Origin of the sequence: Enterobacter sp. 237C8, assembly GCF_034106865.1 — a bacterium.
GTDB classification, from domain to species: Bacteria; Pseudomonadota; Gammaproteobacteria; order Enterobacterales; family Enterobacteriaceae; genus Enterobacter; species Enterobacter asburiae_B.
In genome coordinates this window covers 1-12,861 of record NZ_JAWNDF010000001.1, presented here as the reverse complement: position 1 = coordinate 12,861, position 12,861 = coordinate 1, and the positions used below count along the sequence as shown (strand labels likewise).

Annotated in this window: 12 protein-coding genes, 2 tRNA genes, 1 rRNA gene and 1 pseudogene; 4 read left to right on the top strand and 12 right to left on the bottom strand. The window is 54.5% G+C overall.

Annotated elements, in window-relative coordinates; translation table 11 throughout:
• Positions 1 to 2: 2 nt before the first annotated feature.
• The 5 genes and pseudogenes from USF70_RS00080 to dnaQ all read right to left on the bottom strand — a co-directional run bounded on the left by USF70_RS00080 (position 3) and on the right by dnaQ (position 4,131).
• Positions 3 to 1,085 (bottom strand): annotated as a pseudogene (locus tag USF70_RS00080) (ABC transporter ATP-binding protein).
• Positions 1,082 to 2,095, bottom strand: coding sequence for an ABC transporter ATP-binding protein (locus USF70_RS00075; protein ID WP_232938568.1), 1,014 nt, complete (start codon positions 2,093 to 2,095; stop codon positions 1,082 to 1,084). Before USF70_RS00075 ends, USF70_RS00080 begins: the two are co-directional and overlap by 4 nt.
• Positions 2,092 to 2,811 carry a FadR/GntR family transcriptional regulator gene (locus USF70_RS00070; protein WP_023334601.1) on the bottom strand — a complete coding sequence of 240 codons (720 nt, stop codon included), beginning with the start codon at positions 2,809 to 2,811 and terminating at the stop codon, positions 2,092 to 2,094. The genes USF70_RS00075 and USF70_RS00070 overlap by 4 nt, the downstream gene beginning before the upstream one ends.
• A 379-nt stretch (positions 2,812 to 3,190) precedes the next feature.
• A tRNA-Asp gene (locus tag USF70_RS00065) sits at positions 3,191 to 3,267 on the bottom strand.
• 132 nt (positions 3,268 to 3,399) lie between these two features.
• Positions 3,400 to 4,131, bottom strand: coding sequence for a DNA polymerase III subunit epsilon (gene dnaQ, locus USF70_RS00060; RefSeq protein ID WP_055703371.1), 732 nt, complete (start codon positions 4,129 to 4,131; stop codon positions 3,400 to 3,402).
• A gap of 64 nt (positions 4,132 to 4,195) precedes the next feature.
• On the opposite strand from dnaQ, the gene rnhA reads away from it, so the two are divergent.
• On the top strand, positions 4,196 to 4,663 hold the full coding sequence (gene rnhA / locus USF70_RS00055; protein WP_023334599.1) for a ribonuclease HI: 468 nt from the start codon (positions 4,196 to 4,198) through the stop codon (positions 4,661 to 4,663).
• Here the strand turns inward: rnhA and USF70_RS00050 are convergent.
• Positions 4,660 to 5,379, bottom strand: a complete 720-nt coding sequence (locus USF70_RS00050) for a class I SAM-dependent methyltransferase (RefSeq protein ID WP_023310484.1) — start codon at positions 5,377 to 5,379, stop codon at positions 4,660 to 4,662. The genes rnhA and USF70_RS00050 overlap by 4 nt on opposite strands.
• Positions 5,380 to 5,411: 32 nt before the next feature.
• On the opposite strand from USF70_RS00050, the gene gloB reads away from it, so the two are divergent.
• Both gloB and mltD read left to right on the top strand, forming a co-directional pair.
• Positions 5,412 to 6,170, top strand: coding sequence for a hydroxyacylglutathione hydrolase (gene gloB, locus USF70_RS00045; RefSeq protein ID WP_262771911.1), 759 nt, complete (start codon positions 5,412 to 5,414; stop codon positions 6,168 to 6,170).
• A 68-nt stretch (positions 6,171 to 6,238) separates the two neighbouring features.
• A complete protein-coding gene (gene mltD, locus USF70_RS00040; protein ID WP_032661729.1) occupies positions 6,239 to 7,603 on the top strand; it encodes a murein transglycosylase D in 1,365 nt (454 codons plus the stop codon).
• 53 nt (positions 7,604 to 7,656) lie between these two features.
• Here mltD and USF70_RS00035 read toward each other — a convergent pair whose 3' ends face one another.
• From USF70_RS00035 to USF70_RS00025, 3 genes are all read right to left on the bottom strand, one after another.
• Positions 7,657 to 8,430 (bottom strand): class I SAM-dependent methyltransferase, encoded by a 774-nt coding sequence (locus USF70_RS00035; RefSeq protein ID WP_087822945.1) that lies wholly within the window; start codon positions 8,428 to 8,430, stop codon positions 7,657 to 7,659.
• Positions 8,431 to 8,505: 75 nt separating this feature from the next.
• Positions 8,506 to 9,306, bottom strand: coding sequence for an endonuclease/exonuclease/phosphatase family protein (locus USF70_RS00030; protein ID WP_024909448.1), 801 nt, complete (start codon positions 9,304 to 9,306; stop codon positions 8,506 to 8,508).
• 136 nt (positions 9,307 to 9,442) lie between these two features.
• On the bottom strand, positions 9,443 to 10,618 hold the full coding sequence (locus USF70_RS00025; protein WP_033144686.1) for an MFS transporter: 1,176 nt from the start codon (positions 10,616 to 10,618) through the stop codon (positions 9,443 to 9,445).
• A gap of 104 nt (positions 10,619 to 10,722) precedes the next feature.
• Between USF70_RS00025 and yafC the strand changes: the two genes are divergently transcribed.
• Positions 10,723 to 11,628, top strand: coding sequence for a DNA-binding transcriptional regulator YafC (gene yafC / locus USF70_RS00020; RefSeq protein WP_033144685.1), 906 nt, complete (start codon positions 10,723 to 10,725; stop codon positions 11,626 to 11,628).
• Between the two features lie 29 nt (positions 11,629 to 11,657).
• Here yafC and dkgB read toward each other — a convergent pair whose 3' ends face one another.
• From dkgB to rrf, 3 genes are all read right to left on the bottom strand, one after another.
• Entirely contained in the window at positions 11,658 to 12,461 is an 804-nt protein-coding gene (gene dkgB / locus USF70_RS00015; RefSeq protein ID WP_320735142.1) for a 2,5-didehydrogluconate reductase DkgB, read from the bottom strand.
• Positions 12,462 to 12,621: 160 nt separating this feature from the next.
• Positions 12,622 to 12,698 (bottom strand) — tRNA-Asp (locus USF70_RS00010).
• A gap of 55 nt (positions 12,699 to 12,753) precedes the next feature.
• Positions 12,754 to 12,861, bottom strand: a 5S ribosomal RNA gene (gene rrf, locus USF70_RS00005); the annotation flags it as partial.

Sequence of the window (12,861 nt, the reverse complement as noted above, 5' to 3'; positions counted from 1 at the left end):
TATCATGAGTTCCTTGAAGGAAGGGACGAGTGAGTGGCCGCGTATTCAAACAGCGCGCGGCGGCGCAGAAAGGCGGCGGATGGCGGTGCGATCTGAATAACGCTGCGATCGCGGTTGATCTCCTGCCAGCGATGACAGGCAACCTGACGTCCGCCATCGAGCACCTGATTGATCGGCTCAACCTGGCGGCATTCATCGGTGACGTACGGGCAGCGGGTGTGGAAACGGCAGCCGGACGGCGGGCTGGCCGGGTTGGGCAGATCCCCCTGCAGCAGCGGCGCGTCGCGTTCAGCACCCGGCTGCATCTGCGGTGCCGAGGCGATCAGCGCCTAGGTATAGGGATGCAGCGGCGCGTCAAAAATCTCGTCGACGGTGGCAAGCTCGACGATTTGCCCAAGGTACATGACCGCCACGCGGTCGCTCATATGGCGGATCACCGCCAGGCCGTGGGCGACAATCACCATCGTCAGCCCCAGCTGGTGCTTCAGGCTCTCCAGCAGATTAACCACCTGCGCCTGAACGGACACATCCAGCGCGGATACCGGCTCATCGCCCAGCAGCAGCTTCGGTCCCGAGGCCAGCGCGCGCGCAATGCCGATACGCTGGCGCTGCCCGCCGGAAAACTCGTGCGGATAGCGCCCGGCCCAGGCGGCAGGCAGGCCCACGGTTTTAAGCAGCTCGGCAACGCGATACTGGCGATCCGCCTTTTTCATGTTCTGGTGCAGCCACAGCGGCTCCCCGACGATCTGCTCCACCGTCATGCGCGGGTTGAGCGAGGCGAAGGGATCCTGGAAGATAATCTGCAGCTCGCGCCGGAGCTGATTGAGGCGCGCACCCGATGCATGCGTGATCTCTTCACCCTGGTAAAACACGCGCCCTTCGCTGGCGGCCAGCAGGCGCAGCAGCAGGCGGCCGAGCGTAGATTTGCCGGAGCCGGACTCGCCGACAATCGCCAGCGTTTCGCCCGGCATCACGGCAAGCGAAACGCGATCGATCGCCGTGACAAAGCGTGCCGGAGTAAAGAGTTTTTTGGGGCCGGGGAAAAGCTTGCTGAGGTCACGGGCTTCAAGAATGGGCGTGGTCATGCGGTCTCTCCCAGGGCAATGTGGTGTTCGAGCGGCACGCGGAAGCAGGCTACCTGATGGCCCGCGCCGAGCGCGGTGAGCTGCGGTTTTTCATCATGGCAGCGCGACTGCGCAAACGGGCAGCGGGTGGCAAAACGGCAGCCTTTCGGCATGGATTCCGGGAGCGGGACCGCGCCGGGAATTGTGGAGAGCTGGCCCTTGCGTGCTCCCAGCGAGGGGATCGACCCCATCAGGCCGATGGTGTACGGGTGCTGCGGGTCGGCGAATATTGCCTCCACGCTCCCCTGCTCCACCACCTGTCCGGCATACATCACGGCGACCTGCTGGGCGACTTCTGCCACCACGCCTAAATCGTGGGTGATCATCAGCACCGCCGTGCCGGTTTCCTCTTTTAAGGCGTTGAGCAAGGCGAGGATTTGCGCCTGGATGGTGACGTCGAGCGCGGTGGTTGGCTCGTCGGCAATCAGCAGTTTAGGGTGGTTAATCAGCGCCATGGCAATCATCACGCGCTGGCGCATGCCGCCGGAAAGCTGGTGGGGATATGCTTTCAGGCGCATCTCTGCCGCCGGGATCTGCACCTTCTCGAGGATCTGCAGCGCGGCCTTCATCGCCTCTGCGCGCGAGACGTTCTGGTGTCGCATAACCGCCTCGCTCAGCTGATCCCCCAGCGTGAACGCCGGATTGAGCGAGGTCATTGGCTCCTGAAAAATCATCGCCAGCTCGCTGCCGCGCAGATCGGCATACTCCCGCGGTGAGAGCTTTCGCAGATTGTGGCGGCGAAACTGCATCTCGCCGCTGACAATCTGCGCGCTGGCGGGCAGTAACCCCATCAGCGCCAGTGAGGTAATACTTTTCCCGCAGCCGGACTCCCCCACCAGCGCCAGCGTTTCGCCCGCCCTGACGGTCAGCGAGATACCATCAAGCACGCTAACCGGCGAGCCAGCAAACGTAACGTTGAGGTTTTGCACTCGCAATACGGGTGTGGCGTCCTTAAAGGGTATTGTCGTCATGGCGTGAAGTCGTCCTCAAGGTGGATCGCCTGAATCAGGGCGGTTTGCAGGCTGAGCAGGTGTTCGCGCATGGCGGCCGCGGCTTCATTAGGCTGGCGATGGATAATCGCAGACATGATCTTATGGTGGTGGTCGTTATAGCTGTCGACACGTTCGGGGGTGCGTGCCAGCTCGCGCAGATGCTGCCAGCCCGGTTCGCGCCGCACGGCATCAATGGCATCAAACAGGCCGAGCATCAGACGGTTGCCCGCCGCCTCGGCAATCGCCCGGTGAAAGGCGCTGTCCCAGAGTTCGTTGAGATCGCGGTCGTCCGGACTGACCTTGTCGATGCGTTCCAGCATGCGCTGCATGAGCGCGAGGTTTTCCCTGGTGGCACGCAGTGCCGCAAGCCGGGCTAAGCCGGGTTCGAGCTGCAGACGAGCTTCCATCACTTCCAGAAGGTTGGTTTGCTGAACCAATCCCTGAAGGGCCAGCGGTTCGACAGGTGCCGCCGGGCCAATAAAGGTCCCTTTGCCCTGCTTACGCCAGATGCGCCCCTCTTCTTCCAGCACGTCCAGCGCACGACGTACTTCACGTCGTCCTACGCCGAGAGTGTCCGACAGCTCACGTTCCGTGGGCAGCGGTATGCCTGGTGTTGACTCATGCTGGTTGATAAGCCCGCGCAACTGCTCAAGCGCGGTGCTGGAATTGGCCAGAAACCGTGACGGTTTTTCCATATTGGTTCGCTCGCTTTCATCATGACTTTATTTTTATTAACGATAAGTTATTGATATGGAATGAAGCTTATCGTGCTAATGATTAAGCAATAACCAAACCAATACGAAATTGGTTCGGTATATTTTTGGAAAGCAGGAGATAACCAGATGATTCTGCGTGAATTATTTTTACAGAAAGAAACATTCTGAATGAGGTGCGAAGAGAGGAGTGATGGAGAAATGCACAATTACAGTGCAAATAATGCACCACATCCGTGCAATTGTTAATAAATTGCACTATGAGTATTAACTTTTTGTTAACGATAAGGGAGAGAATGAGATTACTGAAGGCTGAAACGACGAAAGCCTGAATCATTTCTGATTCAGGCTTTCTGAATAGTGGCGGAACGGACGGGACTCGAACCCGCGACCCCCTGCGTGACAGGCAGGTATTCTAACCGACTGAACTACCGCTCCACTGCTCCCGTTTGGGGAACGAGGCGCATATTACGGTGCGCCTCCGATCTCGTCAACGCTTTTTCTCACGTTTTGAATCGTTTGCTGCAAAAATCGCCCAAACGATGATTTTACAGGCATTAAGGCGTTTTTTCAGGCGCGCCACAAACAGCTTCCGCCCTTCTTCTGGACCAGATCAAGCCGGGATTCGTGGTTAAGAAGCTCTTCGTCACTGGCTAAAATAACCCGCAACCGACTGGCCTGACGGACAACACGCTGAATGCCCGCTTCGCCTTGCGTCTGCTGGGATTCATTTTCCATACTGAACTTCATTGACGTCTGCCCGCCGGTCATCGTCAGATAGACATCGGCCAGGATCTGGGCATCGAGCAACGCCCCGTGGAGCGTTCGCTTGGTATTGTCTATCTCGTAGCGCGAGCAGAGTGCATCCAGGCTGTTACGCTTGCCGGGGAACATCTTCCTTGCCAGCGCCAGGCTGTCCGTCACCTTACAGAAGGTGTTCGTCTTCGGAATATCACGATTAAGCTTGCTGAATTCATAATCCATAAAGCCGATATCGAACGATGCGTTATGGATGACAAGCTCGGCACCCTTGATGTATTCCAGGAACTCGTCAGCGACATCCGCAAAAGTCGGCTTATCCAGCAAGAACTCATCGGCAATCCCGTGAACGCCGAACGCTTCCGGATCAACCAGCCGATCGGGTTTGAGGTAGACGTGGAAGTTGTTCCCCGTAAGACGACGGTTCACCACTTCAACGGCGCCGATCTCGATGATCTTATGCCCTTCGTAGTGCGCGCCGATCTGGTTCATACCGGTGGTTTCGGTATCGAGGACAATCTGGCGAGTAATTGCAGTGCTCATAGCGGTCATTTATGTCAGACTTATCGTTTAACTGAACGTTTCGAATACAGGAAGTCTACCAGAGATGCGTAAACAGGTAGAAATTTTCACCGATGGATCTTGTCTCGGTAACCCAGGACCCGGCGGCTACGGCGCGATTATGCGCTATCGCCAGCACGAAAAAACCTTTAGCGAAGGCTATTTTCTGACCACCAACAACCGAATGGAATTGATGGCGGCCATCGTGGCGCTGGAGGCGTTAAAAGAACATTGTGACGTGGTGCTAAGCACCGACAGTCAGTACGTGCGTCAGGGGATCACCCAGTGGATCCATAACTGGAAAAAACGCGGCTGGAAAACCGCCGATAAGAAGCCGGTCAAGAACGTCGATCTCTGGAAACGTCTTGATGCTGCGCTGGGCCAGCACCAGATTAAGTGGGAGTGGGTTAAAGGCCACGCAGGCCACCCGGAAAACGAACGCTGCGACGAACTGGCGCGTGCTGCGGCATCCAATCCCGCACATGAAGATGCGGGCTATCAGCCCGACGTCTAATCGGTTTTTTTGTACTGCCGCGTGGCCCCCACGGTCTGGCGGATGGGCGTTTTCGACTTGCTCTGCTTCATGGGGTTAAGCGTAAGGGGAATGGTTCGCTTACGCGCAACGATAAACTGCAAACAGCCCAACGCGGGGAGATGGGTGCTCAGTACCACGCCCCCCTGCCGCGCCCAGGGCAGCACCTGAAAACCACCGTAGCAGAGCACTTCAAAATTCAGCAGTGAAAGCCAGTCGAGCTGACGCATCATCGTGAACATCCGGCTGTTGTAAGGTGGAGTCCGGCGTAGCACCGGTACCAGCTTACGCAGGCCCATCAGGCTTAGCGGATTGAATCCGCTAAGTACCAGCCAGCCGTCATCAATCAGCACGCGATCGGCTTCGCGAAGCAGACGATGCGGATCGCTGCACCAGGGTAGCGTATGAGCGAGCAAACATGCATCGACGGATTTTTCCGCAAACGGCAGATGCAACGGGTCTGCTTTCACCTGAACCGGCGATCCGCCGAGAGAGACGTTAACCTGATGCGAGATAGCGCAGCTTTCGGTATTGATTTCCGCGCTGAGATTGCCAATCTTAAGCAGGTGAAAGCCATACATTTTCGCGAGCCAGGGCTTCAGCTGCTGTTCTAACGCTTCGCGATAGTATTCACCCCAGGGCAATTCCGCCCAACGTTCCGGTGCTGCGACAGTCTGAGGTATCCTTGCCGGTTTCATCAAAACACCCGCCACGCTCTAAGAGGTAATGTATGAATCTTATCAGTATTCCAGCGTTTCAGGACAATTACATCTGGGTTTTGGTTGACGACGATCGCCGCTGCGTCATTGTCGATCCCGGAGAATCCGCCCCTGTACTGCACGCCATAAAAGAGAACGGCTGGCAGCCAGAAGCCATTCTGTTGACGCATCATCATAACGATCACACTGGCGGCGTGCCTGAACTGCGCGCTCATTTTCCGCATCTTGTGGTTTACGGACCGGCAGAGGCACAAGATAAGGGAATCACGCATGTAGTCGAAGAAGGCGAAAATATCCTCATACGCGAGTGGGAGTTTTCCGTATTTGCCACACCGGGTCACACTTTGGGACATCTGTGTTTCTACAGTAAGCCTTATCTTTTTTGCGGCGATACGCTCTTCTCCGGAGGCTGCGGAAGACTGTTTGAAGGCACGTCATCTCAAATGTATCAGTCTTTACAAAAGATTAACGCGCTACCCGATGAGACGGTCATTTGTTGCGCCCATGAGTATACATTAGGAAATATGAAGTTTGCAGTGAGCCTCTTACCCGAGGATCGAGCGATTCAGGATTATTATCACAAAGTGAAGGAGTTACGTGCAAAAAACCAAAAAACACTCCCCGTAATTCTGAAAAATGAGCGCCAAATTAATTTATTTTTACGCACAGATGATATTGATTTAATTAATAAAATTAACCAAGAAACAAATTTGCAACAACCAGAACAGCGATTTGCATGGTTAAGGTCAAAGAAAGATAACTTCAGATAATTGCGGGTTGCCTTTTCAAAATTTCGCCGTTATCATCGCTCGTCTTTTAAGCAACTATTGACACACACATGAAGGCAAAAGCGATATTACTCGCCTCTGTCCTGCTTGTAGGTTGCCAGTCGCAAAACGGCAGCAACGTACAACAGCACGCACAGAGCCTTTCTGCAGCTGGTCAAGGGGAAGCAGGGAAGTTTGCAAGTTCGGCGCGCTGGATGGACGATGGAACATCTTACGCGCAGGATCAAGACTTGTGGACCTCTATTGGCGACGAGCTAAAGATGGGAATTCCGGAAAATCCCCGGATTCGCGAACAGAAACAGAAGTATTTAAGTAATAAGAGCTATCTCCACGATGTAACGTTACGGGCAGAGCCGTATATGTACTGGATAGCCGGGCAAGTTAAGAAACGTAACATGCCTATGGAGCTGGTACTCCTACCCATAGTGGAGAGCGCTTTTGACCCACACGCGACGTCTGGCGCCAATGCCGCAGGCATTTGGCAGATCATTCCGAGCACCGGGCGAAACTATGGTCTGAAACAGACCCGCAACTATGATGCGCGTCGCGATGTTGTCGCTTCAACGACAGCCGCTCTCGACATGATGCAACGTCTGAACAAGATGTTTGACGGCGACTGGCTATTAACGGTCGCAGCGTATAATAGTGGCGAAGGTCGTGTACTGAAGGCAATGAAAGCGAATAAAGCACGGGGTAAATCCACCGATTTTTGGTCGCTCTCACTGCCACAGGAAACAAAGATTTACGTACCGAAAATGCTGGCATTGAGCGATATTCTCAAGAACAGCAAGCGTTACGGTGTACAACTGCCAACACCAGACGAAAGTCGTGCACTGGCGCGTGTTCGCCTCAGCAATCCAGTTGATATTCAACAGGTTGCTGATATGACGGGTATGTCGGTAAGTAAATTGAAAACCTTTAATGCTGGCGTTAAAGGCTCAACCCTGGGGGCAAGTGGCCCGCAGTATGTAATGGTTCCGCAGAAACATGCTGAGCAGTTACGCGAGTCTTTAGCTTCTGGTGAAATCGCCGCCGTTCAGTCAACGCTGATCGCGGATGCATCATCAGTTAACAGCCGCAGCTATAAGGTTCGTTCAGGTGATACGCTTTCGGGCATTGCGTCACGTCTTGGCGTGAATGCGAAAGATCTGCAGCAGTGGAATAATCTGCGCAGTTCCGGCCTGAAAGTGGGTCAGACTCTGACGGTAGGTGCAGGTAGCAGCGCACAGCGTCTCGCCAGCAACAGCGATAGCATTACCTATCGCGTACGCAAGGGCGATTCACTGTCCAGTATCGCAAAACGGCACGGCGTGAACATCAAGGATGTGATGCGCTGGAACAATGATACTGACAATCTGAAACCTGGCGACCAGCTGACGCTGTTTGTGAAGAACAGCGCGACGCCAGACTCCTGATAGCACGATCGAAAGATAAAAAGGCACCGATTCCCCTCGGTGCCTTTTTTTATTTATTCCGCTTTTTGCGCTTCGGCCATGATGGTATCGCTGGTAAACGATCCATCGGCCTGCAGTTCAAAGTACGCCTTTACCTCCGCGGACGCACTCTCCTGATACAGTCTGATCGCCTGGCTCAATGCTTCCGGGGTGCGCATACGCGCGATCCAGGAGCTGAACTCCAGCGGTAAGCGATCGGTAATCAACGCGCGCGCGATCAGCCCCGCTTCAGTGATAAGCGACAACCACTCTCCGCTGGCGTAGTTTTGCACGTGCGAGGTATCGCGCAGCGCTTCTACCGTCTGCAGCCAGATATTGCGCACCGGGTGTCCAGGAGACATTACATCCATAATGATGAAGGTGCCGCCCGGCTTCAGAACACGTTTGACCTCGCGCAATGCCTGGCCGACATCGTGCCAGTGGTGCGCGGAATAACGGCTGATCACCACCTCAAACGATGCATCATCGAACGGTAAGGATTCGGCATAGCCCTGGCGCGTATTGATGTTGTTCAGCCCTTTCGCTTTTGCCGCCCCGGCAACGACGTCCAGCATCTGGCTGGATAAGTCATACGCGGTAACGTGCGCGACCCGCTGCGCAGCGGTAAAGCTGGCATGCCCTGCCCCGCAGCCTAAATCCAGCACGTGTGCCTGCGGGAACGCCGCCAGACGTTCACCGAGACGCACCAGATCGCGGCCAGAAGCATGCACGGCGCTGCTCAAATAGGCACTTGCCTGAGAACCAAACTGTTTTTCTACGTTGTCATGATGGGAGCGTGTTGTTGTCATCGTACTGTCCTTTGTGAGTGAAAAATAAAGGGCAGCACCCGCACAGGCCTGCCCCACGGCAGACCTGACACACCATTATTTATCAGGTTTGCCGGGACTGAATTCGACTAGTAGAGGGTTATGATCCGAGGCGCGCGTCACCAGAACCGAGGCATCATGCACGCTCAAACCACGATAGAAGACAAAATCGAGAGGACGACCAAAGGCTTTTTTGCGCTGGTCATCGCTAAAACGAACTTCACGCAGCGACATTTCGCGCGCAAAGCGATACAGCGCATTCATGCGCGGACGACTCCAGGCATTGAAATCGCCGGCCATAATGATGGGCCCGCTGTGATGGGCAATCTGATCGCCGATCGGAAGTAACTGCTTACTGTAGACATCCACGCCCAGACTGAAATTTACCGCATGGATATTCACGACCATCAGCATTCGGGTATCCGGCAGCGGATAGACCGTCACCAGCGCCGATTTTGCCAGACGCAGGATAGGTTCACGTTCGCGCAGTGGACAACAATAGACCGGATGTGCTGCTGAAAGCGTCATCACACCTGAGGGGTGTTGTGGCAGGACAAACGCAGGCACCTGGTCGGCGGCAAGATAGTTCGTGGTGGCAAAGCGTACCAGTTCAGGGGTGGTTTGTGCCTCCTGGAGCAGAACCAGGTGGGCATCTTTTCCAAAATTCTTGAGTACCGATAACCATTCGGCACGCTGCTGCTTAAAGATATTCCACACCAGTACACGGATTTTCTCATCGCTGCTTAACGGTGTGCCGGCGGGTAATGCCTGGCTTATGCTCGCAAATGACCCCGGAGGCAAGATCCTCTCCGCGGGCATTCCGGCAACATAACGCATGGCATAGGTATTTTTTCGCACTTTTGGAAACAGCCTCTGTAACATGAACCAGCCCGGAAAACGGACTGGTTCTAATGTTATAGGGACTTTAGGTCATACTTTCAACGCAATTTCTGAGAAACCGCTTTCCAGTTTTGTAAGCAAGCACTTACTGATGTTAACCCAGCGCGTCCCTGGCTGGCTTATCGAGACGTCCACTCAGTCCAATCAGCAGGAAGGCGACCAGGACAATCACCGCGCCAATCCACGGGGTCTGGGCTAATCCAACATGCGCTACGGTTTGCCCGCCAATGATGGAGCCCAGCGCAATGCCGATATTAAATGCGGCAATGTTCAGACCGGACGCCACATCCACGGCATTTGGCGTATAGAGCTCGGCTTTCTGGACAACGTAAACCTGAAGCCCGGGGACATTACCAAAGGCAAAGATCCCCATGACCAGCACAGTGACCAGCGCGGCGTAGTGTACCGAAGCCGTGAACTGGAAAATCATCAGCAGAACCACCAGGGCGGCGAAGATGAATTTCAGCGCCGGTACCGCACCATGCTTATCTGCAAGCTTGCCGCCCCAGATATTGCCAATGGCAACGGAAATACCGTATCCCAGCAAAATCCAGCTCACGGCATTGGGTGAAAAGCCTGCCAGATCCTGCATCATCGGCGCCAGGAAGGTGAAAGCCGTGAATACGCCGCCATAGCCCAATGCAGTTACCGCGTAGATAATCAGCAAACGCGGATGCGTGAGCACCTTCAGCTGATCGCGCAGGCTGGCGCTCGCCCGGCCTGGGATATTCGACGGTACCAGCAGCAGGCTGGTCACCAGGGCGATGGCACCCAGTAAGGAGACGGCCAGGAACGTTTCACGCCAGCCGAAGTGTTGTCCGATAAACGTTCCCAGCGGTACGCCCGTAACGAGTGCGACGGTCAGTCCACCAAACATGATCGCAATCGCTGAAGCCGCTTTCTCTTTGGGCACCAGGCTGGTTGCAATGGTGGAACCAATCGAGAAGAACACGCCGTGTGCAAGGCCGGTTAACAGACGCGCAATCACCAGCGTGGTGTAGTCCGGCGCCTGCCAGGCCAGAATGTTGCCAGCGGTGAACAGCACCATCAGCGCGACTAACAGCTGCTTACGCGGAAAACGTCCGGTCAGGGCCGTCAGCACTGGCGCACCGACGGCGACGCCCAGGGCGTAGATAGACACCAGCAATCCGGCGGAAGGCAACGAGATCGCAAGCTGGTTAGCAATAGTGGGAACCAGACCCACGATAACAAATTCGGTCGTGCCAATTGCGAAGGCACTGATCGTCAGGGCAAGTAGCGCCAGTGGCATAAAATACTCCGTATCATCAGGATTAAGATGACAGGCAGTATGCGCCAGTGCTTAAATAACAAAAATGGTCAAAATCTCAATAGAATTTTGCAGGTGGTGCAAAAATGAAAGCAACATCGGAAGAGCTGACAATCTTTGTCGCCGTCGTTGAAAGCGGCAGCTTTAGCCGCGCGGCCGAACAGCTGGGTCAGGCTAACTCAGCCATCAGCCGTTCGGTAAAAAAACTGGAGATGAAGCTTGGAGTGAGTCTGCTTAACCGAACGACGCGGCAGCTGAGCCTGACGGAAGAGGGAGAGCGTTACTTCCGCCGCGTGCAGTCGGTATTGCAGGAGATGGCTGCAGCGGAGACGGAGATTATGGAGACCCGCAGCACGCCGCGTGGGTTGCTGCGCATTGATGCGGCCACGCCGGTTGTGCTCCATTTTCTGATGCCGCTGATCAAACCTTTCCGCGAACGCTATCCGGAGATGACGCTATCGCTGGTCTCCTCAGAGACGTTTATCAACCTCATCGAACGGAAAGTGGATGTGGCTATCCGGGCGGGAACCCTGACAGATTCAAGCTTGCGTGCCCGCCCTCTGTTTGCCAGCTACCGCAAAATTATCGCATCGCCAGAGTATATTGCCGAGCATGGGAAACCGGAGACGGTTGAAGAATTGAAGCAGCATCTGTGCCTTGGCTTTACGGAGCCGGTGTCGCTGAACACCTGGCCTGTCGCCTGTCATGATGGTCAACTTCATGAAATTACCTGCGGATTATCCTCAAACAGCGGGGAAACGCTGAAGCAGCTGTGTCTCGAAGGAAATGGTATCGCCTGCTTGTCAGACTATATGATTGACAAGGAGATAGCCCGGGGTGAACTGGTGGAATTGATGGCCGATAAACGCCTGCCGGTCGAAATGCCTTTTAGCGCGGTGTATTACAGTGACAGAGCGGTGAGTACGCGTATTCGTGCCTTTATTGACTTCCTGAGTGAACATATAAAAACAGCTCCCGGAGGAGCCGTGTGAGGGTTCAGGTTACAGAGGGCGGGTCAAACTTAATCCCAGTCAGGAGCTAAACCTTCCGGGCTGACCAGGCGATCGTTGCACTCCAGCGCTGCGATCGCTTTTTTATCGTCTGCATCCAGATGAAGATCCGCTGCTAACAGGTTGCTGGCCAGGTTTTCACGCTTAGTTGATGATGGGATCACTGCATAACCTTCACCCATTGCCCATGCCAGAATCACCTGCGCATCAGTGGCGTTATGTTTCTCTGCAATACGCGTAATTACTTCATCTTTCAGAGCTTTACCGTAGGCCAGCGTCATGTATGAAGTGATGTGGATCCCGTTCTGTTTTGCCCAGTCCACGACTTTACGGTTTTGCAGGTATGGCGACAGCTCAATCTGGTTAGTCGCAATATTTTCTGCGCCAACAGCAGCAATGGCTTTTTCCATCAGCGGAATGGTGAAGTTGGAGATCCCAATTTCGCGGGTTAAGCCCTGCTTTTTCGCTTCCAGCAGCGCCTGCATGAATTCCTCTACTGAGACGGCATCATTCGGTGATGGCCAGTGGATCAGCGTCAGATCTACGTAGTCAGTACGCAGTTTTTTCAGGCTCTCCTTCAGGCTAGGGATCAGCTTATCTTTGCTGAGATTCTCAATCCAGATTTTCGTGGTGATAAACAGTTCGTTACGCGGCACACCACTCTCTTCGAGAGCTTGTCCAACGGCAGCTTCGTTTTCATAGATCTGTGCCGTATCAACTGCACGATAACCCAGTTCGAGTGCGGTTTTAACCGATGCGATAACAACGTCGTCTTTCAGGCGGAAAGTGCCAAGACCAAATGCAGGGAGAGTCATACTATTCCTCAATCATTATGTTCGTAAACTGAGGAAGATTATCGCTGGCGTTGTTATAGAGAAAAAGATCGCAAAACGCAGAGGATTTTTGCTAATTTCGCAATAATTAAACGTCAGATAAGAAAAAAGCCCTGAGCGTGAGCTCAGGGCTTTTAATAAGTGGCGGAACGGACGGGACTCGAACCCGCGACCCCCTGCGTGACAGGCAGGTATTCTAACCGACTGAACTACCGCTCCACCGAAGACTGCTGTAACCACCGGATTTATGCACCGGCTTACTACTTAATTTGATGCCTGGCAGTTCCCTACTCTCACATGGGGAGACCCCACACTACCATCGGCGCTACGGCGTTTCACTTCTGAGTTCGGCATGGGGTCAGGTGGGACCACCGCGCTAAAG